The organism is Chloroflexota bacterium (assembly GCA_016219275.1).
Lineage (GTDB): Bacteria > Chloroflexota > Anaerolineae > UBA4142 > UBA4142 > JACRBM01.
Window position 1 is genome coordinate 39,640 of record JACRBM010000101.1, and the last position, 25,265, is coordinate 64,904.

A 25,265-nucleotide genomic window follows, 5' to 3' on the forward strand; every position below is an offset into this window, starting at 1 on the left:
CAATTTATGATTTTGGCGAAGGTGTTGGCATTAGAGTGGATTCCCCATAGGTTCATCCTGGGTGTGGTGGCTGTGTGAGACCTGTCGGGTTTTGGAAACCTGACAGGTCTCCCGTAAACGCAACCAGAATTTGTCTATGCGTAAAGCAGCGGCTTGAGCGCCGCGCCGGCTTGACTGCCGCGATATGCTCCGTTCGCAACCGCCACGCGCCCATTGACCAATACCCACTCAACGCCGCGCGGCGGCGTGCGACTCGCTTTGAATGTTGCGCCGTCGGCAATCGTGTCTGGATCGAAGACAACAATATCGGCGGCAAATCCATCGCGCAAAATTCCGCGCTCGCGCAGATTGAGACGGCTCGCGGTCAAGCCGGTCATTTTGAAAATCGCTTCTTCCAATCGCAAGACTGGATGATTTTTCACGTACTGGGAGATGACGCGCGGAAACGCGCCATATCCGCGCGGGTGCGGCTGTCCGCCGACCATCACGCCATCGCTGCAAACCATGCACGTCGGGTGACGAAACAACACTTCGTTGTCGGCTTCGCTCCCGCCTGCCGCGATCATCGTCGCGTTCAATTCCGTCGCGCGCACGAGTTGCACGACGAACTCGGTCGGCTGCATGCCAAGCGCGTGCGCGGCGCTCGTCACCGAAAATCCTTCCCAGTCGCCCAACGCAGTGTGCGGCGCGTTGCTCAAAATGTACGCCGACCAATCCAGGTTCCAACTTTTCATTTCGTCGGACATGCGTTGTTGCATTTCCGAATCGTTCAAACGCGCGAGCATCGCATCCGGTCCGCCGCTCTGCGCCCAGGGCGGCAACAGGACGAATAACGCGGTGCATCCTACCGTGTACGGATAGAGGTCGAAGGTCACGTCAATGCCGCGCGCGCGCGCGCGATCAATGCGTTCGAGCATCGCATACGCGAGCCCCCAGTTCGACGGATCGGCGACGCGCAAGTGCGAGAGTTGCACCGCGACACCGCTACGGCGTCCGATCTCGATGGCTTCGTCTATCGCGTCCAAAAGTTTTGCGCCGTACGACCGCAAGTGAATCGAAAGAATTCCGCCGGCGCGTGCGACCGGTTCGCACAGCGCGATCATTTCTTCCGTCGTCGCATGCGCGCACGGGATGTACGTCAACCCGGTCGAGATGCCGCCCGCGCCTTGCTCCAACTCGCGCCGGACGAGTTCTTGCATCACACGCAATTCCGACTCGGTCGCCGCACGCGCGTCCCAGCCCATCACCGTTGTTCGCACCGCACCGTGCGGAATTAGGTACACGACGTTCGCCGCGCGATGCACATAACGCTGGAGCAATTCGTGCGCTGACGTCCAATCCCAGGTCACATTCGCAAAATCGCCGTTCAACGCAATCAAGTAACGCCGCCACGCGTCGAGACCTTGCGCGTTCAGCGGCGCATACGCCAGCCCATCCTGTCCGACGACTTCGGTCGTGATTCCTTGCAGCAAACGCAAGTCCGTCCACTGGTCTGCGAGCAAGGTGATGTCGGCATGACTATGAATATCAATAAACCCAGGACAGACAACTTTATTGCGCGCGTCAATCTGCTGCGACGCGCCGATGGACTGTAACTGTCCGATTGCCGCGATTTGCCCATCGGTGATGCCGACATCGGCGTACCGCCAGGGCGCGCCCGTGCCATCAACTACTTTCCCGCCGGTGATGAGAATTTCAAACATAATCATCCAATCGCCAGCGCGTCGCGGCGATATGCCGAATGCCGTCCGCGCCGTGAAAATAGTACACGGTCACGAGTGTGCCGTCCACGAGTTGCGTCGTAGATGGATAACCCAGGTCGCGACTGCCGCCGTCGTCGCGCAAAATGTATTCGTGCGCGATGTCCCAGGTGTGCCCGCTGTCGTTGCTCACACACGCGCGCACGCCAAAAGGCGGACGACGATAACCGTACGCGCACAGCAAGCGTCCGTCTGCGAGTCGAATGATTTGCGCGGGATGCCCCCACATCGGCGTTGGACGCAGGTCAAGCCAGATGCGTCCGGCGTCCGGGGAAATCGCTTGATGCAGATATTGATAATTGCCCGGCTCGCCGCTCCGCAACATCGCGATCACAAATCCATCGCGCGTGAGCGCGAGCGCGGGTTCCTCGAAACTGATTTTGCCGGCGGGGTCGCGTGCGATGAGCGACGGCGCGCCCCAGCTATCGCCGCGATCCGTCGAGCGGACGACGTACGCGCGGCAGACATTACTTCCGGGGTCTGCGCCGTAAATGCCCATCAACAATGTTCCATCCGGCAATTCGAGTACCGCGTCCGAGGTTCCCGCGCGCGGCAGCGGCGCACTGTTCACGCGCGCCGGTTCGCGTTCCCAGGTCGCGCCGCCGTCGCGCGAGCGGATGATCCAGGGACCTTCGACATCGGACCACGAACCGTCGTACTGCTGTCGCGCGGGATACAGCAAGCGACTTTGCTCTTCGGCAGGCACGACGCGCCAACGGAAGAAATTGATCAGCAACGTACCGTCGCGCAGTTCGGCAATCGAGGGGTCTTGCTCGCCGCATTCGGGGTCGAACGGCGCAAAGAGGTACGGCGCATCCCAGGTCGCGCCGCCATCGCGCGAACGCGCCAGCGCAATCCGCGCACCCTTGTCTACGTGATCGTACTTGCCGCGCCGCAATGCCTCGATACTGAAACCGCCGGCGCGCCGGAACGTCACGAGCAATTCGCCGTTCTTGCGCTGGGCAATCGCGGGAAAACAACTGTAGGCGTTCGCGTCTTGGTAAACGATATAATGTTCCATCGCGATCAAATCATCCGTGGATCGAGCGCGTCGCGCAAACCATCGCCGACGAAATTCACGCACAACACGGTCAACGCGATCATCGTGCCGGGCGGCACCCAGAGCCAGGGCATCCCGGCAAGAATCGAAAGTTTTTGCGCGTCGGTCAACATTTGCCCCCAACTCGGTTCCGGCGGCGGCACGCCCAATCCCAGGAAACTCAAACTCGCTTCGGTCAGGATCGCGCCCGCGATACCGAAGGTAGCGGCGACTGTAATGGGTCCCACGCAGTTGGGCAACAAGTGTCGCAGGATCAGACGACCGTTGGGAATACCGAGACAACGCGCCGCTGTGATGAATTCTTGTTCGCGCAACGAGAGAATCTGACCGCGCACCAAACGGCAAATGCTGGGCCATGCCAGCAGACCGATCACGACCATAATGTTCGTCAAGCCCGGACCGACGACGGCGACGACGGTGATAATGATGATGAGTAAAGGAAAACACATGACGATGTCGGTCAAGCGCATGATAACCGTATCCACCCAGCCGCCGAAAAAACCGGCGAGCGAACCCAGGGTCGTGCCGATAGCGGTGTAGATGACGACCGCAACCAGTCCGACCGACAGTGACACGCGCGTCGCATAAATCAAGCGCGCCCAGACATCGCGCCCGAGTGCGTCTGTGCCGAGGAGATGCTCCGCGCTCGGTGGCATTTTCAGCGCCGAGTAATCCTGGTCGAACGGGTCGTGATTGGCAACGGCTGGCGCAAAGATCGCCGCGAGTGTGAGCACGACGATGAACCCCGCGCCGAAAATCGCCGGGCGATAGCGCAAGAATCGTCGTAGGGTGCGGCGCGCGATGCTGTCTTGAGTTAGTCGAACGGTGGAATCCACTGCCATCGAGCGTACCTCACTCTAAACGAATTCGCGGATCGGCAACGGCATAGCAAATGTCGGCGAGCAGATTCGCAAGCAAGACCAGAATACCGGAAATCATATTCAACGCCATCAGTAACGTGTAATCGCTATTCATCACTGCCCAGATATTTAATCGCCCCATTCCTTCCCAGTGAAAAATCTCTTCGACGATGACTGAGCCGGCGAAGAGCGTGGGCAAACGTAAGCCGATCACCGTGATCAACGGGATCAACGCGTTGGGAAAAGCATGGCGCATGATCACAAAACTATTCTTGAGACCTTTGCCGCGCGCGGTAGTGACGTACTCTTGGCGGAGAACTTCGAGCATCGAGGAGCGCGCGTAGCGGACGAGCGGCGCGGCGCTGCCGATTCCCAGGACGGCAACCGGCATAATCATGTAGCGCAGTTCGTCGAGGAACGAGGATTCTTGTCCCAGGGTCCGCATCCCAGAGGTTGGCAGCCAGTGCAAGGTCAACGCGAAAATGTAAATGAGACCCAGGGAAAGAAAAAAGCCGGGCACACTGACCGCCGAGAAAGAAAAGAACGTCGTCAGATAATCAATCCAGGAGTACTGTTTCACCGCGGCGAGAACGCCAATGCCAATGCCGATGACGACGCTGACCAAGAGCGCGAGGAACGTCAACTTGAGCGTTGGCACGATCCGTTGCCCGATCAATTCGATCACCGGTTTGTGCGTGATCAACGAATAACCCAGGTCGCCGCGCACGACGCGCCCGAGCCACAAAACGTACTGCACCGGCAACGGCTGATCGAGTCCCAAACGCGCCCGTTCGCGCGCGATCAATTCCGTCGTGAAACTGCCTTGCGTCGGATCAATCATCCCCATCACAGGGTCGCCCGGCGCAAAATTGATCAGAACGAACACGATGACCGTGATGCCGAAAAGAACCGGAATCGAAATGAGAACGCGCCGCAGAATATAAACCCCCATCGTTCTGCCTATCTGAGACCGACTTGGCGCAAGAATGCTCTCGACTGCAACGCAGTTTGCAGTGGATTGTACGGTTGAATCTCAAAGACCGCCGTGCCCTGGAAATTGATTTCTTCCAATGTCGCGACGAGCAACTTCCAATCCGTCGCGGGAATCCCTCCCGCGCCCGGCGTGTAATGATCCACGCCCGTGCCCGGCAAGCGCACGCCGACCAGGGGTTCCGTCTCGAGGTCTTGAATGTGCAGGTGAATCAACCTGGATTTCATCGCGTCAAGAAATTTCCGCATCGGTTCGGTGGTCAGGTAAACGTGACCCACGTCCAGGCAAGCGTACAATCCTTCGATGCGTTCAAGCGCCCGCGCGATAAACGGCAGTTGTCCATTCTCCAACGCGAGTTTGACGCCGCGTGCGCGCGCGTACGCGACGATTTGATGCGCGAGCGCTTCGTCCAATTCGCGTGTGCCCGACGCATACAAATCGTTGGGGTGTAGCACGATGACTGGCGCGCGCAATTCTGCCGCCGCATCAATTTGCTTTTTGTGCAACTCGAACGTGTTGACGACGGCGGTATGCAAACTCACGCGCATACCTTGTAGGGTGGACTTGAGACGTTTGCAACCCACGTCGCTGTACAAATCGTTTTCATCGCGCCACGCGCCCCAGAGCTCGATGCCGTACCCTTGTTCACGCACGAGCGCGAGGATTCGTTCCAAACTCGGCGCGTTGGCATAGTGGGTGTAATTCCAAAGACTGATCGAGTAATCAATCTGCATGGTGATTTTCCGCGTGACCTGGAAGGCGTGCCCGCAACGCCTTCCAGGTCCGATTGTCCACTTATTTTTGGAACGACCACGCGCTGATATTCCAAGTCAAGTAACCTGGGTCGGCGCTTGGTTTCAAACCCCTCAAGCCCTTGTTCACGCCGACGAACGCGTTGGGCGTAAAGAGGAACAGACTCGGCAGTTCTTCATTGAGCAGCGCGCTGGCTTCCCAATAAATTTTCTGACGATCCTCCACTTTGCTCGTCGCGACACCTTTCTTGATCAGATCATCGAACTTGGGATTGCAGAATCCCATGACCAACTCTGCCCAGCCAGCGGTGCAAGTGTAATAGAGTGAGCTGACACTGGGATCCGCGCCAAAGCGACCGCCGGCATTACGAATCAGATCGCCTTCGCCGTCAATCGCGGCTTGCAAGAATGCGGCGCTCGTCACAAGTTTGATGTCCAGGCGAATGCCTACTTTCGATAACTGCTGTTGCAAGACTTCGCCTAGTTTGCGCGCCTCTTCGCTCGTGTTCGAAAGATAGACGAGTGTGATCGGCTTGCCTTCCCAGGTCGCGATGTCTTTCTCAAACACGACGCCGGCATCTTTCATCAATGACTTGGCTTTGTCCAGATTCAAGTCGTACTTGTTGAGGTTGGGATTGACCGCCCAATCGGGACCAAAGATCGAACTGTAGATCGGCGCGGCTTCGCCGCCAGCGACGACCTGGATGACCGCTTTTTTGTCCACGGCAAAATCGAGCGCCTGGCGGAATCGTTTGTCGAGCAAATACGGCTTGGGGACGCGGGTGATCGTTGCGTACCCTTTGCCGCCCAGGTCTTTCGATTTCATCAACGCGGCAAGTTGGTCTTTGTTGCGCGCGTCAATATGGACGACATAGTAACCGATGCCCTTGACCGGCATGACTTCGATATGCGCGAGATTACGAAAACGCGCGATTTCTTCCGCCGGAATCGTCGCCAGATGTAATTCGCCGGCTTCGAGTTGAGCAAGCATCGTCGCGGTCTGTTCAAACAACTTGATGTAAACTTCGTCGAGGTTCGCGGATGTGCCCCAGTAATTCGCCTTCTTCTTCAACTGGATATACTGCCCTGGCTCGTACTTGACGAAATCGAATGGACCGGACGTGACCGTCGGCGCATCCACGTACGCATGTTTTTCGATTTCTTTGGGATCAACCTTTCCCAGGATGTGCGAAGGTAAGATTCCCAGGTAGGTGTTAAACAAAAACGACGCGTTCGGCTCTTTGAGTTCAAAACGAATGGTCTGGTCGTCTATGACTTTGATGCCTTCGACCTCTTTGACCGTACCTTTTTGATGATCCGATGCGCCTTTGATGCTGGAGAAATTGTTTGCCCACGCCGATGCGCCAATTGCCGGATCAAGCGCGAGTTTGAATGTGAACGCCACATCCTTGGCAGTCAGCGGCGTGCCGTCGCTCCACTTGGCTTCCTTCGGCAACGTGAATGTATAGATCGTCGCGTCCGCATTCACGTCAATCTTGGTTGCCAAATGTGGAATCGGTTGCACCTTGTCATCGAACCAGGTCAGCGCGGGGAGAATCAGTGGGAAGGACAAGAATTGTGGGTTGCTAGTCAACCAAATCGGATTATAGTGCTTGCCGGTCATACCACCAGAACCGATAAAAACGGGACCGGTCGTTTTGATGGGTGGCGGTACGGGAGTCGGGGTAACGACGACCCGCACAGTCTCTTTCACCGGAACGGCAACCGTTTCCTTGACGGTTACAGCAACAGTCTCTTTCACTACGACCGTCTCTTTGACTGGGGCGGGCGCGGGGGCTGGGGCGCACGCGATCAGAATAGAAAGCAAAATCATCCCCAGGATCAACGCCATTGCAGATTTGTGTAACATCTTCATCCTCCATTTGCTTTTTCCTGAAAGTTCTGCCCAATCTGAAATAAGATACATCCACGCTTTGTTTAGATCACCTCCCTTTGCGACCACGCACCGCGGCTGTGAATCGCGACGAGGCGCGGTTACTCTGAGCTTGCCAGCCAAGTCGTTGAGAAATTTGGAGGGCGCTCTCTTTGAGCTGGTGCGCCATATCGGACATGGTGTCCGATGTGAATCGCGGACTGGGACCTGAGAGACTCATCGCCGCCGCAACTTGCCCCAAGTGATTGTAGATCGGCACCGCAATGCAACAAACGCCGATGCCGCCCTCCTGATTATCCAGCGCATAACCATTCTCACGTACCTGCTTCAAATTTCGAAGCAAGGCATCGGGGTTCGTGATCGTGTTGGGCGCGAGCGCGGGCATCCCGCGTTGTTTCAGAATGGCGAGGATTTCCTCGGAAGGCAACGCGGCGATGAGCGCCTTGCCCAATGCGGAGCAGTGCACATAATGACGATAACCGATAATCGGGTTATAGCGCATCGGCGCGAGTGGGTCGGTCGTCGCGATGTAAACGACCTGTCCCTGGTCGAAGATTGCCAGATTGCAGGACATGCCATAGTGTTCGGTGAGGTGTTCCATAAATGAGCGCGCCAGATGTTCCACGGACACGTGTGCGAGGAAAATGCTGCCGAGTTCGAAGGCGCGAATACCGACTCGATATTTTTGTCCGTCCGGGGTACGTTCGATAAAGCGCGCGGTTTCGAGAACGGCGAGGAAACGAAAAACGCTCGGCTTGGGCAAGCCGGTCAGTTCGCAAATTTCGGGGAGGGAGAGCTCCGGTTTGCGAAGCGAAAAGCATTGCAAGATGCTGAAAACCCGATCCACCGATTGGACCTGATAGGTTTTCTTGTTGTTTGTTTTCGTAGTCATCTTTGACTTGGGTAGATTGCTTTATTTCACATTATGAAATCATATTTCAGTACTATTATATTCCGAGATCCGCGTGCCGTCAAATTGCCAAACGACCCTCAATGACAGTATCGAGTGGCGTCACGAGAAAATGTTACCGAAAGGCGACCCATTGACAGGGGAGTTACTTTACCTGAACGCCCCACCCTGATCGCGTTTCTGCTCTTTATTCTTGTCGGTGGGCGAACAACTCCCTCCAGACTGCGATGGCAATCGGGGCGAAGTGAGTTTGAAGGCGTAGAATCCGCGCACCCCATTGACAACACGCCTATCAAAGGTACAATCCCAGTTGGAAAACTGGAACGTGCCCTTTATGATTTGCTTCAACTGTAACACTCCCAATCGCGACCAAGCCAACTTTTGCAAACATTGCGGAACTCTGCTCGTCCAAAATTGTCCGCGCTGTAATTCTGCGCTTTCCAATGACGCGAGTTTTTGCGACCACTGTGGACTCCGGCTTGTGGATTCGTCCGGCTTGTTCTGGCAAGCCGCGCGGCTGGAATCGCCGCGCGCGCAACGCATTTCCCCGACCCAGCCAGTAACGCCACCCCGTGAAGCAACCGCACCTGCGCCGATTCCGCCAAGCGCGCCGGCGAAACCGGAACCGCGCGCTTTACATCCCGCCACGTCAGAATCGCGCCTCGAACAATACATTCCCCAGGAACTAAAAGCGAAACTCGACGCGGCGCGCACGAGCGGCGAAATGGTCGGCGAGCGCAAACAAGTCACCGTGCTGTTCAGCGATATTGTCAACTCCACCGCGCTCGCGGAAAAGATGGATCCGGAAGAATGGGGCGAAATCGTTTCCGGCGCGCATCGCCGCGTGAGTGAAGCAGTCTATCGCTACGAAGGCACCATCGCGCAATTGCTGGGCGATGGCGTGCTCGCGTTCTTCGGCGCGCCGATCACGCACGAGGATGATCCCGTCCGCGCGGTTCATGCCGCGCTCGACATTCTGAAACAAATCCGCGCGTATCGCGATGAACTGCTCGCCAAAAAACGCGTCCCCGATTTTGAAATGCGCATCGGGTTGAACACCGGGCTGGTCGTCGTCGGCAACATTGGCACCGATCTGCACATGGAATATCTCGCGATTGGCGATGCCATCAATCTTGCCGCGCGGATGGAACAAACCGCGCAACCCGGCACGGTGCAGATCGCGCCGGACACACACAAACAGGTCAAGTCCTTTTTCGAATTGGAAGACCTGGGCGGTATCGAAGTCAAAGGCAAGCGCGAACCCGTGCCCGCGTACCGCGTGCTGGGGCGCAAAGAGAGCGCGGCGCGTCCGCGCGGCATCGAAGGTCTGCACGCCGAGATGGTCGGACGCGAACAAGAACTACTGACCTTGCGCGGGATCATCACGGATCTCAAGCAGGGCGTGGGGCGAATCGTGTGCGTGTTGGGCGAAGCGGGCTTGGGCAAAACACGTCTCGTGAGCGAGGCGCATAAAGCGTTCAACGAACTGGGCAACGCCGCGGGCAAGTGGTACGAAACGACGAGTCTCTCGTACGAAACCAATCAGGCGTACGGATTATTCCAACACTTGATTCGCCGCGTGAGCGAAATCGGCTATGAAGACCCGCCGCGCATCGTGCGTGAAAAACTCGCGTCGTTGGTCGAAGGTGTGGCGGAGGAACGTCGCGCGTCGGCGCGCCAACTCTTTGACGCGTTGTTCGGCTTGGAGAGCGAAACCGCGGGCGCGCCGCTTGACAGTGAAACGTTCAAACGCGAGCTGTGCCTAGCAATGCGCGATTGGTGGCGCGCGCGCTTTTCCCAGCAACCGACCGTTCTGGTTTTCGACGATATGCACTGGAGCGATGCGTCCTCCATCGAAACCTTGCGCCAACTTTTGGTGTTGACCGAAGAGATTCCGCTCGTCGTGATGTGCGTTCTGCGTTCCGAGCGTCAATCGCCCGGCTGGCAGATCAAGGTCGCTGCCGACACCGAGTATCAACATCGTTACACCGAAGTCGCTCTACGCCCGCTCTCCGATGCGGAGAGCAACGAACTCTTGAATCGCTTGCTGGCGATGCCGGAACTGCCCACGCGTTTGCGCGCGAGTATTCTCGAAAAATCCGGCGGCAATCCGTTCTTCATCGAAGAAGTCGTGCGGACGTTGATTGACAGCGGCGCGGTCATCGCCGAAGAGCGGACCGTCAACGGCGTGACGCGGCGAGTGTGGAAGGCGACGAGCGCGGGCGCGGACTTTGCCATCCCCGATAATTTACAATCGCTGTTAGCGGCGCGGATGGATCGGCTCGAAGACGCGACGCGCGCGACGTTGCAAATCGCCTCGGTCATCGGGCGTTCGTTCTATCGGCGCGTTTTGCAATTGGTGGATGAAGCAAGCCAGGATGTGGATAAACACCTGGGCACGCTGATCCGTCTCGAAATGATTCGCGAAGCCGCGCGCGTGCCCGAACTGGAATACGCATTTCGCAATCCCTTGACCCAGGAAGCAGTGTACAAAACGATCCTGCTGAAACGCCGCCGCGCGTTTCATCGCCGCGTTGGTGAAGTGATGGAGACCTTGTTCGCGGAGCGGTTGGAAGGATTGTATGGCTTGCTAGCATACCACTTTACGCAGGCGGGCGAACGCGCCAAAGCCATCGTGTACGCGCGCCAAGCCGCACAGCAAGCGGTCGCGGTGTACGCGTACGATGAAGCCATCCAGAATCTTCGCCACGCGCTCGAGTTGATCGAGCCAGGCGATCAAACCGAGATTCATCTGGGATTAATCGAAGAGCTGGCAGACGTGTACCGGCTCGTGCGCGATTTCGCGCAGGCGATCGCGCTCTACCGGCAAGCGCTCGATTTGTCGCGCGAGATGAAGGGCGACAAGATTATCGTGGTGCGTTTGCATCGCAAGATCATCCAAAGCGTAACCGATGCGAAATGGTCGGTGGACGCGGCAGTGTATCGCCAGGTGAGCGAAATCCGGATGGAATCGCGCGCACAGGTGGAAGAAAATTTGCGAACGCTGACCAGCGCGCCCCCGCACCCAGAAACCGTGCAACTCCTCACCGCGCTTTCGATAGATGCGTGGCGCAACCAGACGCCGCCCGATTGGGATATCGCACAACGGTTCGCGCAGAGCGCGGTGGAGATGGCAGAGCAACTCGACGATGCCGGGATGTTGTCCAAAGCATTGGGCGCGCTGGCGAATGTGTTGGACGGGCGCAGTCTGTTGCGCGAGCATTTGGATTTGGCGAATCGCCGCTTGGAGATCAGCCGCGCGGCAAATTTGGGCGACGCGCGCGAAAGCATTGATGCGTTGCGCGGGGTCGGCGTCGCGCTGATGTATTTTGGCGAATACGCCCAAGCTCTGCCCTATCTGGCGGAAGCGGAAAATGATGCCGCGCGTATCCAGGCGACGGAGCAACAGGTGAATACGATCGGGATTCAAGCGCACTGTTTGTTTCGCTTGGATCGGTGGGACGCGGTTCTCGCAACGGAAGAACGCTGGCGCGACCTCGAGCGACGGTATTCGCGCGAGCGTGTGGGCGAGACCTGATTTTTCGTCGCGCTGAGCGCGACGGTCCACGCGTTGCGTGGCGAGCAGGAACGAGCTCGAGTCTATACCCAGGAATCGTACGCCTATATGATCGGAATGTCTGGGCAACCCGATCAATGGCAGAGGAATCAGTTTTACTGAAGGTCTCTGCCCTTGCAGGCAGAGGGCGAGTTCGCTCTCGTCAAAGAAAACATCGAGCGCGCGCTCGGATTATCGGGGCAGCCGGTCAAGCGCGGCTCGATGGCGCACGACCACGACGTGTATATGATGTTGGCGGACGGCGCGGCGCGCGCGCGCGATCTGATCGCGTTACGCGCGTACACGCCGCGGCTGGAAGAACTCGCGCAGCGTGACGGTCACAAATTGTATCTTGCGATTGCACATCGCGCATGGGGGGTCGCACATGCGCTAGCGGACGAGTCCGCTAAAGCGGAAACGCGTCTGAATCAAGCGCGTGAATTATTCCAAGGATTGGAGACACGATGGCAAATCGCGCGCACAATGTACGAACTAGGTGAACTAGAACAGGCGCGGCACAATGTCGCGGCGGCGCGTGATTGGTTCGCGCAAGCACTCACGCTCTTCGAGGCGATGTCCGCGCGACCGGACGCAGACCGCACCCGCGCGGCGTTGGCGGCGTTACAATAAGCATCGCGCCATAAGCGAGGGATTCAATGAACGATGAAATGCTCAAGGTGAATATCTTGACGATCACAGTGGCAGGATTTTTGATGTTGTTGACCGGTTTGTTGCTCTATCTTTTCCGCTCGACTGTTTCTGAAAACATGCGTTTCATTTTGCCGATTCCCCCGCTCGGCGTCGCCGCCTATGTCTTTGTGTTCAACTTGTTCAGTCATTACCATGGGAAATTGCCCGGCAACATTGGGGACACGCTCCGCGAACTGGTGCTCAGCGCAGTCATTGCAGGCATCATCTTTTGCGCGTTCATCGTGATCAACGTGGCAATTACCAATCTCCTCAAGGATATCCTGTAGATCATCAGGGCGGCATCAAACTCAATACACTGGGTTGGGCACACGAACGCAGATTGGGTGTGGGTGGGTGAGCCAGATTGGCGTCCCAGGGTGAGAATCCGCAATGCCAGAAGATAAAGCGCCGGTGAAGAACAACCTGCCAATTCCTCTCACGCGCTTCATCGGGCGCGAGAAAGAAATCGCCGAGGTCAAGCGGCTGCTAGACCCTTCGGGTTTTCGCGCAAGCGACCCGAAGGGTCTGGGTACGCGCTTGCTCACACTTACCGGCGCGGGCGGTGCGGGCAAAACGCGGCTCGCGTTACAAGTTGCCGACGATCTACTCGCCGCGTTTCCCGATGGTGTCTGGCTGATCGAGTTAGCGTCGCTCGCGGATCCCGCGCTCGTTCCGCACTCTGTCGCGTCCATTTTCGATTTGCGTCAAGCTGGTCAAGTCACGGCGATTGATCTGCTCAAGAATTTTCTCCACGCGAAAAATGGACTCCTTGTGTTGGACAATTGCGAGCATGTGATTCATGCTTGCGCGCAATTAGTCGAGACACTTTTGACGAGTTGCCCCGATTTGAAAATTTTGGCGACGAGTCGCGAAGGATTGAATATCGCGGGCGAGATCACTTTTCGCGTGCCGCCGCTCGCGCTTCCGCATCTCCAACAATTACCGCCGCTCGAATCGTTCGCGCAGTTTGAAGCGATTCGCTTGTTCATCGGGCGCGCGCGTGACGCGCGACCTGATTTTGAATTGACGAACGCGAACGCGCCAGCCATCGCGCAAATCTGCGCGCGCCTTGATGGGATGCCCCTCGCGCTCGAACTTGCTGCCGCGCGCGTCAAGACGTTGGCGGTCGAACAGATTGCCGCGCGGCTCGACGATTCGTTTCGATTGCTCACCGGTGGAAGTCGCACGGCTCTGCCGCGTCAACAAACTTTGCGCGCGGCGATGGATTGGAGCTATGATCTATTATCGGCGCAAGAACAGATCGCGTTGAATCGCGTGTCGGTGTTCGCGGGCGGGTGGACGCTTGAGGCGGCAGAGGCGATTTGCGCGGACGTGGTGACGCGGCGGCAGGATGACGCGGAGAATGAAATCATCGCGTCAGAGGTTTTTGATTTGCTATCGCGTCTCGTGGACAAATCGCTCGTGCTCGCGGAAACGCGCGGCGGCGCGACGCGCTATCGAATATTGGAGACGATTCGGCAATATGTCTGGGAGAAATTGGTCGAGTTGGGCGAACGCGAGAATGTGCAGAATCGCCATTTGGAATATTTTGTGAATCTGGCTGAAGAAGCCGAACCCAAACTGCGCGGCGCAGAGCAAGGGAGGTGGTTAAATCGTTTGGGCGCCGAGTTGGACAATTTCCGAGTCGCGCTCGATTGGTCAACCAGCACCCAGAAAATTCAAATGGGATTACGCTTGGGAGGAGCGTTGTGGGATTTTTGGGGCAAGCGCGCTCTTTGGACTGAGGTGTACGAACGATTGGTCAGCTTGTTGAAAGGAAACGAAGGAAAAACACTGACGCGTGCAAACGCCTTACGCGTTGCCGCAGAAATGGCGAGTCGTTCTGGATATGCTAATGAGGTGCGTCCACTCTTTGAAGAAAGCATTCAGATTCTGCGGGACTTGGGTGAAGAAGGCAAGCATTGGCTTGGTCATACGCTGGCGCGCTACGCGTGGGCAAATCTTGATCGCGATCTTGTTCACGCATGCGCGCTTGCCAAAGAAAGCATCCAGACGAGTCGTCAAGCGGGCGATCTTTTTTGTTTAGCGTCCAGTCTATTTTCCCTGGGCTTGGTCATGCGGCGTCTCTCTGACTATGCAACATCGCGTTCTGCGCTTGAAGGGAGTGCAGCACTGTATAAAGAAATGCGAAACATGCACATGTACGCTCAAGTTCTAAACAACTTGGGAATGATTGATTACTTTGAAAAAAATCTGCCTCAGGCAAAGGATTACATCGAGCGAGCGTTGAGCATCCACCAAGAAATGGGTGACAAATTTGGCGCGGCAACGTCACGTCCGGCGTTGGGGGACATTGCGCGACGACAAGGCAACTATACGGAAGCAAGCGCGCTCTTGCAAAAGAATTTGTCGGTTCATCGCGATATGGGACAAGCCCATCAATTACTCGTCCTCGATTTGTACTACCTGGGTATGTTGGAACTGACCAGAGGAAACTTGGGCGAATCGAACAATTACTTGAAAGAAGGTATCGTGCAAGCGAGAAAAGGCGACCTCCGATACTATCTTCCATCCTTGATGGATGCGCTTGGCTACCTCGCCACCGTGGTGCAACTTCCCGAACGCGCGGCGCGGCTGTTTGGCGCGGCAGAGTTGTTGCGCGAACAATTGGGAACCCCGATGCCACCGGTCTATCGCGACGATTGCGAAAAATATCTTCCCCGTACGCGCGCCCAACTCGACGCCGCCGCCTTCAACGCGGCATGGGCAACAGGTCAAGCGATGACGGTAGAGCAAGCCATCGAGTTTGCCCTCGCCGAAATCAAAATTCCCGATATGCCGGATGCGCCAGCACTCTCACCTCGCCAAGCCGCGAAAGAAAAATTCGGCGGACTGACCGCGCGCGAACGCGAGGTCGCCGCATTGATCGCGCAAGGAAAATCGAATCGTGAGATTGCCGAAATGCTCGTGTTGAGTGAACGCACGATTGAAGGACACGTTGGCAACATTCTCGACAAGTTGGGTTTCAGCGCGCGCACACAGATTGCGGCGTGGGCGGTTGAGATAGGATTGTTTCAAAGCAACAAGCAATCGTGACACTGATTCATGGACGGTTCGATTACGATCCCGCAGAACTCTGCCGGAGGCGCAGGTCTCGCCATCGCGAAACCGGTGCCAGGGTCTTTTAATCATGGCTCAATCCGACTTCCTGAATCATCTCCTGAAACAATTTCTCTAATTTTCCCCGATCCAGATTTTTTGTTTCAATAATCAGATGCTTGGCGTCGAACTCATCCCACTTGTCGGTTAAAAGCCGGATGCCAAGCGCGTCCATGTGATGATAATAGTCAGTCCCAGGAAACGGGGTGGTAAACGCCAAACTCACCTGTGCGCCCATCGTGACCAGTTCTTTCATGAACTGCTGCTGCTCGCGGATTGTTGCGGTCGTATCCTGCGGGTGCGGAAACATGAAGGAACATAGTACCGATAGACCGGCATCGCGCGCCATTCCGACTGAATGCTTGACCTGCTCCAAGGTTATTTTCTTGGCGATGGCACTCATGACCTCTTGCGAGCCGGTTTCAACGCCAAAGGTGATCGCGTAACAACCCGATTCGACCATTCGTTCAATGAGTTCTTGATCCACCAAGTCCACGCGAGTGGTGCATCCCCAGCGCCAAGGAAAAATCTCTTTCAGTTTTTTGGACTGTTCGCACAGCCGGAGTATCCGCGCGCGATTCAGCGTGAAGGTATCATCGGAGAAACTGATGTCCGCGTCGCCGTTTTCACCGTAGAGATGGAGAATCTCTTTGATTACATTGTCGTTACTCCGGAATCGCCGTCCGCCTTGCCAGATATTGTTGACGGCGCAAAAACAACAATTGAATGGACAACCTCCGCGTGACAATAACACCTGCCCCGGTTGTTCATAGAGTGGAAGCGGGAAAAGTTCTCTAGACGGGAAGGGCAGTTCATCGGGATTGGCAATGAACGGACGGTCGGGAGTCACGCGGATTTTTCCATCCTGCCGGTACGCGATTCCCTTGATCTGCGACAGGTCGCCGATATTTCGAATGAGGCAGTCGGCTAACTCAAGCATGGAATATTCGCCCTCACCCCGAACCACGACGTCAACGCTTTTATTTTTCAGGATATCGGCGTACATGACCGTCGCGTGGGGACCACCCATAATCACGGTTGTGCCTGGATCAATCTGCTTGGCGAGTTCCGCGAGTTTCAGACCGTTGGGATACGTCTCGGTCAACACGGAAATGCCGAGAAGGCGCGGCGACCACTGCTGGAGGATGATGCGCATGTGATGCGGGTCGTCCGTCATGAAATTGAAATCCTGAGCCGTGACGCCATATCCATGTTGTTGCAACACGGCGGCAATGTACGCCAGTCCAAGCGGCGGACTAAGCCGCGAATGTTTACTTTTGATTTTGACGCCGGCGCTTGCTAATAAGATATCCATCTCTCAACCTGCCTCTACTTGATTATGCAGTACGCGTATCGCATCTGTCAAATCAAGAGGGCTTCCTTCTACTCGACGGGAAGCCCTCCGCACTACGCCTGAATTTCTTGATCCGATTTACGCCAGCTTGTTTGCTGCCACCAGCGCGTCCGCCACAAAGCCCAGCCCTAGCCCTTCCAATAGCTTTCGGGTGGGCCAGCCGGTCTTGAGGTCCCAACCTTCGACGGTATAAAAGTTGTCCTTGAATTGCTCGATGCCTTCCTTAGTAAAGTAGACTTCCTTCAAACCGCTGTAGTCCCATTTGCCATTCTCGTAGACCGGATAGTTCGTGGTGCCACTGTGCCCGGCGCAGAGGAACATCTGGCTCTTGTCCGTACCCATGCCGCCATACGCCGCGCCCGGCTTGTACATGAATCCGGCGAATTGCTCCAGGTCGCGATGTCGCCCTTGCAACACCCAGATGGCATGGTCTATGTTGTAGATTTTCTGACCCAGGGTCATGCCATCCTTGAATGTCATGTTCTGACCGGTCACGGCATTGTAAAACTTGGGTTCCGCATCCGGGGTCAGACCGACCTTGGCGCGGGTGCTGGTCATGAAGCTGGGAATGTAGTTGCTTTGGTCACAGTACAACACCGATTGTTTCCAGAACCGGCTATAGTGCCGCATCCAGGCGATGAGTTTCGCGCCATGGATCGAATAGACGCCGTCAGGTCCGTGACCGTAGTTGACCATCAACGGGTCGCCTTCGTACGGAATCAATTTCTTTGCCGCGATGTTGGCAACTTGCTCCGCCGTGGTGGTTTTGACGACATCCGCGGAGGGGAACAGCGTTCGCATCGAGTGTTCGTTGATCTCGCGTTCGGACATCAACGAGCCAAGCGCCCAGGTGTGTTCCATCGTCGTGTGGTACGGATAGCCCCACTGCGGGAATTGCAGTAAACCGCTTTCCAGGTCTTCTTCGAGTCTGCCCCACTTTGCCGCCGCTCGGATCGCGCCTTCGGCTAGGTCAGCGCCGATGCCGGTTCGGCTGGATAATGCTTTCAACCATTCTTCGGCAAAGCCCAACGTGCCGTACGCTTCCATCGGCAGAGGTTTCGTATCAATCTTTTTGCCGGGACCAGCCACGCCCATTTCGTACAACTTGCGGACGTACTGATGCGACATGTACTGTTCCATCGCATCGAGTCCGTAGCGTTGAATCAAGTCGGTTGCGCGGCGAGCTTCCATCGCGGACATATTCGGGTTGACGAACGGCAGACTTCTGCCCGCATACCAGTAGGTATCTACGCACTGGGATTCATTGTTGGTGTTCGATGCTGAACGCGTTCGACACGGAATAGAACAACCCGAACAACCGGACGCTCTGAACGTCGCAACTTGCGCAGTATCAGCCGCGACCCCCAACGTATTCTCTTTAATCCACAAGCGAGCTTCCATCAGCGCCTTGGGGTCAGCCACTTGAATCATGCCAGTCCCAATCACGCTGATTGCCTTGAGATTCTTCGAGCCCCAGACTCCGCCAAAGCCGCTTTCTCCCGCGCCGTTGCCGGCATCGTGAATCAGCGCGGCAATGCGCGATTGATTTTCGCCGGCGAGACCGGTGCAGAGAACGGCTGGTCGTTGCGTGCTAAAGCCGTTGCCAACCGTGCTCCACTGACCGGCGGAAACATTGCCGGCTTGCAATGCCCAGAGATAAGATTGCGTATCCCAACAGTCCATGCCTTTGATAGCTTTGGCATCCTCAATCGTCACCTTGTCATCAACGATCTTGAGCCAAGAGAGCGCGTTCGCTTTGCCTTCAATGACAATGCCGTCCCAGCCCGCCATTTTCAGCAAGGGACCGAAACGTCCGCCAAAGTTGCTGCGATTGAACCACTCGATTGGGTACGGTTGGGGCGCGATACCCTGGACTTCGACGCGTCCCGCACAAGGCGCTTGCGTGCCGGTGATGGGCGAGGTCATGATCGTGACGACATTCCCAGGATCGTTGAATTTGATCGTCTTGTCTTTGCACAAGTCCCAAAAGATCGCGGTGCCTATGCCGTGACCGCCACCCCACTGCTGATACTGACTCGTTGGGATAGACGTGATGGTTTGGGTCGTTAGATTGACCCTGAGAATCTTGCCTGCATATCCGTTAGCCATATTTACCTTCCTTAATCCTTGTAGTTAGTTGTCCCTAACCTGCGCTCGCTTAGGTCTTTCTCAGGTTCACGTCATAGCCGCCGTCATCCGTCTGATCGGGCGTTTTGTTCACGACCGAAATCGCGCCCATCGGGCAGACAAGCACACACGCTTGCTGCGGCTTGGAGGCATCGGGTTTGTTAAAGTACGGTGTGTTGGTACACAAGTCGCACTTGGTGGCTTTCTTTGTAGCCGTGTCCCACATCGTTCGGTGAGGCGGATGCGGGCACGTCTTCAGGCAGGTCTGGCAACCGATACACTTGGCTTGGTCAATGACGCGCACGTTTCCATTCACCGCATCCACCTTACACGCGCCGGTCGGGCAATTGTCCACGCACAACGGATCGGTGCATTGGCGGCACTGGTACATGGTCAGATCATACGGGAATGCCTGAAGCGAATTCTGGACAATCTGGATTCGCGATGCCGAAAGACTTGCCGCGCCTTCGTGGACGATGGAACAGGTAAACATGCAAGTCAGACAACCCGCGCATTTCTTGCTGTCTACGACCAGGTACTTTTCAGCCGCGGCTGGCTTGGCAACGGGCTTTTCGACCGGGATCTTTTTGATGACGACTTCTGGAAGCATGGGGACCCCAACCAACCCACGCACCACACTCCCTGCAACGACCGCGCCGCCGCCGATTACAAACTCACGCCGGGAGACACCCTTCTTTGTTTCATCCATGTTTCTCTCTGACCCCCTTTCAAACTAAAGAACACTCCAAAGCGATCGGATGTGATTTCCGAGTCGCGCATGCACAAAAAACGAAATCTCACGATGCCGCCGGCAGGCAACACCGAGAGATTTCGCGACCCTCGTCATGGGTCACCACCGAAATTATCGCCAATCAGCGCGTGGCTCGCCATACTCGTTCGAGTGATTTTGGAAATAAAAACCGGGCTATTTTTCAATAGCCCGGTCGAGTTATGCGTGGAATTCGTTATCGCCCGGAAGAGTTACTTGGATTCGCTCCTTCGTGAACCAGACCTTGCCGAACAGCGTAGACGGCGGCTTGAATTCGATTACTGAGATGCAGTTTTTCGAGAATGTTGCGGAGATGAATTTTGACCGTGTCTTCGGCAATAGACAAGGCAGCCGCAATCTCGCGATTCGTCGCGCCTTGGACGATCAACTCGAGCACTTGAATTTCGCGCGCGGTCAATTCGTTCCGAGTTTCTTGCGCGTCAACGGAATGCTTGCTCGGTTGTCGGAATTCATTCAATATCTTGGCGGCGAGCGATCCGGAAACCGGCGCTTCGCCGCGGCTAATTCCATCGAGCATTTCAAACAATTGCGCCGGTTCCAGGTTTTTTAGCAAGTAGCCGTCCGCGCCATTCTTGATCGCCGTAAACAAATCGCGATCATCGTCCGATACGGTCAGCATGATGATCCGTGCGTGAGGCATTTCTTCCTTGATCGCTTTGACCGCCTCCAAGCCGTTACAGCGCGGCATGTTGATGTCCATGAGGATGACGTCCGGCACGGTCTCCCGCGCGCGTTCGATTGCGTCAAATCCATCGCCGGCTTCGCCGACGATTTCAACATCGGTGCGCGTGGAGAGAATTGCCGCCGCACCTTTGCGGAACAAGACATGATCATCTACTAGCAAGATACGCTGTGTCTTCATGGGGCGCCTCAACCACTGGATAAATGGGTACGAGAAGCATAACTCGAGTACCGGATCCGTCTCGCGAATCAATCATCAGTTCTCCCCCTACACTTTCGGCGCGCTCCCGCATGATCTGCAATCCCACATGTTGGTGATTCTCTTGGTTCAGGTGTGCTGGGTCGAATCCCTTGCCATTGTCTTCGATGCTGATCCGCACCTGGCGATCCATTTGTTCAAAGCGCACGCGTGTCTGGTTTGCTCCCGAGTGCTTGCGCACATTCGTCAGCGCCTCTTGAATGATGCGATTGACCTGGACTTGGATCTCCGGCGGAAAATCGGCGTGACATCCCGGCTCGACCACGAGTTGCGCGTCAATGCCGTAATGCGCGCGGTATTCGGTCAGATACTCGCCCAGGGTGTGAACCAGCCCGAATCCCGAGGTCGTCGAACGCAAATTGAAGATCACTTCGCGCACATCCGTGTACGCTTCTTTGACGATCTGTTTCAGTTCGAGCAAACTGGAACGCGCCGGAGCGATCTGGTTCTTTGCCAACTGATCGTCGGTTATCGCCGTTTTGATATTCATATAACCCAGCATTTGCGCGAGGTTGTCGTGCATTTCGCGCGCCAAGCGGTCGCGTTCTTCCAAGATTGCGAGCGGACGCACGCGCTGGTAGAGTTCGGCATTCTCGATTGCCACGACCACTTGCTGGGTCAGGCGCATAAAAAGTTCCGTCTCATCGCGCGTAAAATGCCGGCGCTGTCGCGTCATCACGCCGACATATCCGTACCGCCGTCCGTTTGACCACATCGGTGCGGCAAGCGACGAAACGATACCCTCGTGTGTAATCAGTTCCGCGACGCGCGGGATCGGCAAATCCAAGCTCCAACACTCGATATAAATCGGTTTGGCGGAGAAAGGGTCGGAACTCGATTCGACGCTTGGAATCGCGAGTCCGTCGAGGATGTTGGTGCGGCAGCCGAGGCACGCTTTCACAGTCATCTGGCGTGGGTTCTCGTCGTTTAACGCGAGGACGCCGATGTCGGCATCCAGCATTTCGCGCGCGCCTCGCGCGATCGCGTCCAAGACGTGCTCTAGTTCCAGCGATGCGGAAATGTTTAGCATCAAACGATGAAGCATGGTCGCTTCTCGTTCGCGGCGTTTCATTTCCGTATGCGACGATTTAAGTTGCTGGCGCATGGCATCAAAGGATTCGGCAAGGTTGCCCAGTTCGTCGTGGTTCGGCGCCGGCAGCGCATAGTCCAGATTGCCCGCGCGAATTTCGGCTATCCCCTTGTCCAAGTCTCGCACCGGTTGAATGATCAGTTTCCGTAATGCCAGGATCATTAGTCCCGCCATCAATCCAAGCGTGACGAACGCGGCGATAGAAATGCGCCAGAACGCCGCAGTTAATTGGTTGCTCAAATCCGCCAATGGTAACTCGACCACCAGGATGCCGAGAATTTTTTCTTGGGGAACATGGCATTGATAACACTGGGGTTTGTTGTAGATCAAGTTGACATTGAGCAATACTTCAGACTGATCGGGCACCGCGTGGATCGTTGTTTGGTTGCTGGGGCGCGTGTGTCCGGCGTGGCAGAACTGGCACGCGGGATTCGAATAATCAAAATGTTTGCCGATCTCGCCCGGCAACGAACTGACCGTCACTGCACCGCCGGCATCCAAAATGCGAATGCGTTCGATGCCTTGCTTTTGCACGATCCTCTGAATGATCTGATTCGCCATTTCGCGATCATTCAGGAACATGGCATATTCCAAACTGGCTTGGATGCCGTCGCTCAAGCGCGTGGTCGCCGACAACGAATTGTCAATGAGTTGTTGCCGTTGCAGCGTGAGGACGAGCGCAGAGGATGTCAACGCGCCGATCAGAGAAACACTGACGATAATCAACAATACCTTGAAACTCAGCCCAGCATTGGACACTTGCACTCGGAACCGTTCCAAACTCAAGCGCCGACTCAAGACCGCAGAACGCGAAAAGTGAACACGAGAAAGATTCATGTTGCCGTACTCACAAACAAGAACCTCTCCCAACTTTGTTGAGAGAGGCACTCGGTACCACTATATTGGCGCAAGCCGCATTGCTTACCATTTTCATTATAGTGCGCCGAACGAGGAAAGTCAAAACACGTATCTGCTTCAAACGCGGCGCATCATCCTGGTCGCCGGTCGTCAAAATACATCGGTAAAACAAGTTCATTTTGACGATTCAGAATCCTGCGACAAGGGCTTGGCTCTTGTCTCATTCGATTTGACGATTTCCCCCAGTTTTGCTAGAATAGCGCCGAAATGAGAACCAAGAATTTGTTCGCGATTCTGTGTATTTGCCAATGCGTGATGTTTGACCACGCGTCGAGACATTTGCGATAGACCGGCTCGTTCCGGCTGTTGATTCTCGACGCGAAGGTGCGCTTGCCCTTCGCGTTTTTTCTTGCCTGTGTGTTATCACGCGAAGGTCGTTCATCGTCCTTCGCCTTTTTGTTTATCGGTGAGTGGTTTCTCAGGAGGAATGGTGGTTCAATCCGTTCTCTTGCTCAACAGCACTTATCAACCCTTGCGGTTGATCGGTTTGTCGCGCGCGCTGACGCTGTTGCTCTCCGGCAAAGCGGAGCTTGTCGAGACGCGGCGCGGTCGCACGATCAGCACGATCAACCAAACCTGGCAATTTCCGAGCGTGATTTGTCTCAAGCGGTACGTGCATGTGCCGCAACGCAACGCCACGTGGTCGCGGCGCGGCGTGCTTGTGCGCGATCACTACACGTGTCAGTACTGCGGTGAGAAAATGAATCATCGCGACGCGACCGTGGATCACGTTATTCCACAATGGAAATGCAAAAAGACCGGCGAACCGGCGAACACCTGGTCGAACACGGTCACGTCTTGCCGTACGTGCCAGTCGCGCAAAGGCGGACGTTCGGTGCACGAAGCCGGGATGCATTTCTATGATCCGAACTTTGAACCCAAGATTCCACGCGCGACGTACTTGGTGCTCACGCTCGACATTCTGCCCGAGTGGAAACAATACATCCAGGTGTAAAAAAAGAGAGACGTTGAGATCCAACGTCTCTCTTCATTTTCAGATGGACTATTGATTCCAATCGGAAGCTTATCCACGAATCACGCAAATCACGCAAATGTAAAATTTACTAGCGGAGATTCGCGTGATTCGCGGATAATCAAATTCAAGTTGGAAGAACCTCCAAACGCCAACACGCTACTCAGTCAATCAACAAATTGACCGGATTCTCCAACAACGCTTTCAGGTCGCGCATGAACTGCGCGGCTTGCGCGCCATCGGCAACACGATGATCTACCGAGATGGTCGCTTTCATCATTTGCGCGATTTGAATTTGCTCGCCGATCACGCTGGGCTTTTTGATAATCGCGCTCACCGCCAGGATCGCGGCTTCGGGCGGAACGATGATCGCGGAAAATTCTTCGACGCCGTACATGCCCAGGTTGCTCACGCTGAAGGTGCCGCCGGTCAAATCGTCCGCCCTCATCTTGTTTGCGCGCGTACGTTCGACGAGCGCCTTGGTATCGCGCGCGAGTTCCTTTAACGATTTCTGGTCGGCGTGGTGCAGCACGGGCGTGATGAGTCCATCGTCGAGCGCAACCGCAACGCCGATATTGATGTCGCCATGCAATTCGAGCTTGTCGCCGCGAAACGACGCGTTGAACGTGCGCCATTTCTTGAGCGTTTTTGCGGCGGCAGCGACCACGAGATCGTTCACGGAAATTTTGTCCTCTGCCGACGCAAGATTGTTCAACTGCTCGCGCATCTTCATCGCGTCCGTCATGTTGATTTCGAACGTGACGTAGAAATGCGGGACGGTCGTCTTGCTTTCGGTCATGCGCCGCGCAATCGCTTGGCGAATGCGCGAAAGTGCAACCTCTTCCCTGCGCCCCTCTCCTGCTAGGAGAGAGGATGGGGGTGAGGTTGGTGTCGGTGCGACGGGCGCACGCGGCGCAACCGACATCGCGGGCGCGGGTACGCCGCTTGGGCGACGTGTGAGATACGCTTCGACATCGCGCTGGATGATGCGACCGTTCGGTCCGGTGCCAGCCACATCCGCCAGATTCACACCTTCGACCTCGGCGATGCGTCGCGCGACGGGCGATGCCTTGACCCAGCTATCGCCGTTGCTTGGTTGCGATTTCGTTTCCGAAACCTGGGTCGGCGCTGTTGCGACCGGCGCGTTCGATTTTGGCGAAACAGACATTGCGCTTGTCTCACCCGGCGCGCCAACAATCGCGATCGTCGTCCCGACCGGCACATTTTGTCCGGCGGGCACGAGAATTTTTTGCAGAACGCCGGTCGCGAATGCCGGAATTTCAACCGTCGCTTTTTCCGTGTCCACTTCGGCGATCGGTTCGCCTTCGCGCACTGCGTCGCCTTCTTTTTTCAACCAGCGCGCCACCGCGCCACTCGTCATATCAAAGCCCAGGGCGGGGAGCAATACATTTGTAGCCATTTGTGTTATTCCCAGGAGCAGGGGGCAAAGGAGCAAGGGAGCAGAGGAGAAAAATCTCCC

At 56.1% G+C, this 25,265-nt stretch carries 18 protein-coding genes; 5 read left to right on the forward strand and 13 right to left on the reverse strand.

Features of this window, described 5'->3' with window-relative positions:
• Nucleotides 1-134: 134 nt before the first annotated feature.
• The 7 genes from HY868_26370 to HY868_26400 form a co-directional block, all read right to left on the reverse strand.
• Complete coding sequence (locus HY868_26370; protein ID MBI5305682.1) at nt 135-1,709, reverse strand: D-aminoacylase; 1,575 nt, start codon at nt 1,707-1,709, stop codon at nt 135-137.
• Nucleotides 1,696-2,781 carry an exo-alpha-sialidase gene (locus HY868_26375; protein ID MBI5305683.1) on the reverse strand — a complete coding sequence of 362 codons (1,086 nt, stop codon included), beginning with the start codon at nt 2,779-2,781 and terminating at the stop codon, nt 1,696-1,698. Before HY868_26375 ends, HY868_26370 begins: the two co-directional genes overlap by 14 nt.
• Before the next feature lie 5 nt (nt 2,782-2,786).
• Complete coding sequence (locus HY868_26380) at nt 2,787-3,662, reverse strand: ABC transporter permease (protein ID MBI5305684.1); 876 nt, start codon at nt 3,660-3,662, stop codon at nt 2,787-2,789.
• A gap of 10 nt (nt 3,663-3,672) precedes the next feature.
• Nucleotides 3,673-4,632 (reverse strand): ABC transporter permease, encoded by a 960-nt coding sequence (locus tag HY868_26385; GenBank protein MBI5305685.1) that lies wholly within the window; start codon nt 4,630-4,632, stop codon nt 3,673-3,675.
• Nucleotides 4,633-4,640: 8 nt separating this feature from the next.
• On the reverse strand, nt 4,641-5,405 hold the full coding sequence (locus tag HY868_26390; protein MBI5305686.1) for a sugar phosphate isomerase/epimerase: 765 nt from the start codon (nt 5,403-5,405) through the stop codon (nt 4,641-4,643).
• A 61-nt stretch (nt 5,406-5,466) separates the two neighbouring features.
• Nucleotides 5,467-7,293 carry a hypothetical protein gene (locus tag HY868_26395; GenBank protein MBI5305687.1) on the reverse strand — a complete coding sequence of 609 codons (1,827 nt, stop codon included), beginning with the start codon at nt 7,291-7,293 and terminating at the stop codon, nt 5,467-5,469.
• A gap of 73 nt (nt 7,294-7,366) precedes the next feature.
• Nucleotides 7,367-8,209 carry an IclR family transcriptional regulator gene (locus HY868_26400; GenBank protein ID MBI5305688.1) on the reverse strand — a complete coding sequence of 281 codons (843 nt, stop codon included), beginning with the start codon at nt 8,207-8,209 and terminating at the stop codon, nt 7,367-7,369.
• 343 nt (nt 8,210-8,552) lie between these two features.
• Here HY868_26400 and HY868_26405 point away from each other — a divergent pair, with 343 nt between their 5' ends.
• From HY868_26405 to HY868_26420, 4 genes are all read left to right on the forward strand, one after another.
• Nucleotides 8,553-11,765 carry an AAA family ATPase gene (locus HY868_26405; GenBank protein MBI5305689.1) on the forward strand — a complete coding sequence of 1,071 codons (3,213 nt, stop codon included), beginning with the start codon at nt 8,553-8,555 and terminating at the stop codon, nt 11,763-11,765.
• Between the two features lie 153 nt (nt 11,766-11,918).
• Nucleotides 11,919-12,413 (forward strand): hypothetical protein, encoded by a 495-nt coding sequence (locus HY868_26410; GenBank protein ID MBI5305690.1) that lies wholly within the window; start codon nt 11,919-11,921, stop codon nt 12,411-12,413.
• Nucleotides 12,414-12,439: 26 nt separating this feature from the next.
• Entirely contained in the window at nt 12,440-12,760 is a 321-nt protein-coding gene (locus tag HY868_26415; GenBank protein ID MBI5305691.1) for a hypothetical protein, read from the forward strand.
• 103 nt (nt 12,761-12,863) lie between these two features.
• Nucleotides 12,864-15,530, forward strand: coding sequence for a tetratricopeptide repeat protein (locus HY868_26420; protein MBI5305692.1), 2,667 nt, complete (start codon nt 12,864-12,866; stop codon nt 15,528-15,530).
• A gap of 88 nt (nt 15,531-15,618) precedes the next feature.
• On the opposite strand, the gene HY868_26425 is transcribed toward HY868_26420, so the two are convergent.
• The 5 genes from HY868_26425 to HY868_26445 form a co-directional block, all read right to left on the reverse strand.
• On the reverse strand, nt 15,619-16,818 hold the full coding sequence (locus tag HY868_26425; GenBank protein ID MBI5305693.1) for a B12-binding domain-containing radical SAM protein: 1,200 nt from the start codon (nt 16,816-16,818) through the stop codon (nt 15,619-15,621).
• A 207-nt stretch (nt 16,819-17,025) separates the two neighbouring features.
• A complete protein-coding gene (locus HY868_26430; protein MBI5305694.1) occupies nt 17,026-19,056 on the reverse strand; it encodes a hypothetical protein in 2,031 nt (676 codons plus the stop codon).
• 49 nt (nt 19,057-19,105) lie between these two features.
• Nucleotides 19,106-19,783 carry a 4Fe-4S dicluster domain-containing protein gene (locus HY868_26435; protein MBI5305695.1) on the reverse strand — a complete coding sequence of 226 codons (678 nt, stop codon included), beginning with the start codon at nt 19,781-19,783 and terminating at the stop codon, nt 19,106-19,108.
• Nucleotides 19,784-20,039: 256 nt separating this feature from the next.
• Nucleotides 20,040-20,726: a response regulator transcription factor gene (locus HY868_26440; protein ID MBI5305696.1), complete on the reverse strand. Its 687-nt coding sequence runs from the start codon at nt 20,724-20,726 to the stop codon at nt 20,040-20,042.
• Nucleotides 20,695-22,659, reverse strand: a complete 1,965-nt coding sequence (locus HY868_26445; protein ID MBI5305697.1) for a GAF domain-containing protein — start codon at nt 22,657-22,659, stop codon at nt 20,695-20,697. Before HY868_26445 ends, HY868_26440 begins: the two co-directional genes overlap by 32 nt.
• A gap of 583 nt (nt 22,660-23,242) precedes the next feature.
• On the opposite strand from HY868_26445, the gene HY868_26450 reads away from it, so the two are divergent.
• On the forward strand, nt 23,243-23,767 hold the full coding sequence (locus HY868_26450; GenBank protein MBI5305698.1) for an HNH endonuclease: 525 nt from the start codon (nt 23,243-23,245) through the stop codon (nt 23,765-23,767).
• A gap of 181 nt (nt 23,768-23,948) precedes the next feature.
• Here the strand turns inward: HY868_26450 and HY868_26455 are convergent, their stop codons facing one another.
• Entirely contained in the window at nt 23,949-25,205 is a 1,257-nt protein-coding gene (locus HY868_26455; protein ID MBI5305699.1) for a 2-oxo acid dehydrogenase subunit E2, read from the reverse strand.
• Between the last annotated feature and the right edge of the window lie 60 nt (nt 25,206-25,265).

What these genes read in the sequence shown, in the direction of transcription:
- HY868_26370 (MBI5305682.1), bottom strand. Translation starts at nt 1,709, where the DNA reads ATGATTATGTTTGAAATTCTCATCACCGGCGGGAAAGTAGTTGATGGC.
- HY868_26375 (MBI5305683.1), bottom strand. Translation starts at nt 2,781, where the DNA reads ATGGAACATTATATCGTTTACCAAGACGCGAACGCCTACAGTTGTTTT.
- HY868_26380 (MBI5305684.1), bottom strand. Translation starts at nt 3,662, where the DNA reads ATGGCAGTGGATTCCACCGTTCGACTAACTCAAGACAGCATCGCGCGC.
- HY868_26385 (MBI5305685.1), bottom strand. Translation starts at nt 4,632, where the DNA reads ATGGGGGTTTATATTCTGCGGCGCGTTCTCATTTCGATTCCGGTTCTT.
- HY868_26390 (MBI5305686.1), bottom strand. Translation starts at nt 5,405, where the DNA reads ATGCAGATTGATTACTCGATCAGTCTTTGGAATTACACCCACTATGCC.
- HY868_26395 (MBI5305687.1), bottom strand. Translation starts at nt 7,293, where the DNA reads ATGTTACACAAATCTGCAATGGCGTTGATCCTGGGGATGATTTTGCTT.
- HY868_26400 (MBI5305688.1), bottom strand. Translation starts at nt 8,209, where the DNA reads ATGACTACGAAAACAAACAACAAGAAAACCTATCAGGTCCAATCGGTG.
- HY868_26415 (MBI5305691.1), top strand. Translation starts at nt 12,440, where the DNA reads ATGAACGATGAAATGCTCAAGGTGAATATCTTGACGATCACAGTGGCA.
- HY868_26420 (MBI5305692.1), top strand. Translation starts at nt 12,864, where the DNA reads ATGCCAGAAGATAAAGCGCCGGTGAAGAACAACCTGCCAATTCCTCTC.
- HY868_26430 (MBI5305694.1), bottom strand. Translation starts at nt 19,056, where the DNA reads ATGGCTAACGGATATGCAGGCAAGATTCTCAGGGTCAATCTAACGACC.
- HY868_26435 (MBI5305695.1), bottom strand. Translation starts at nt 19,783, where the DNA reads ATGGATGAAACAAAGAAGGGTGTCTCCCGGCGTGAGTTTGTAATCGGC.
- HY868_26440 (MBI5305696.1), bottom strand. Translation starts at nt 20,726, where the DNA reads ATGAAGACACAGCGTATCTTGCTAGTAGATGATCATGTCTTGTTCCGC.
- HY868_26455 (MBI5305699.1), bottom strand. Translation starts at nt 25,205, where the DNA reads ATGGCTACAAATGTATTGCTCCCCGCCCTGGGCTTTGATATGACGAGT.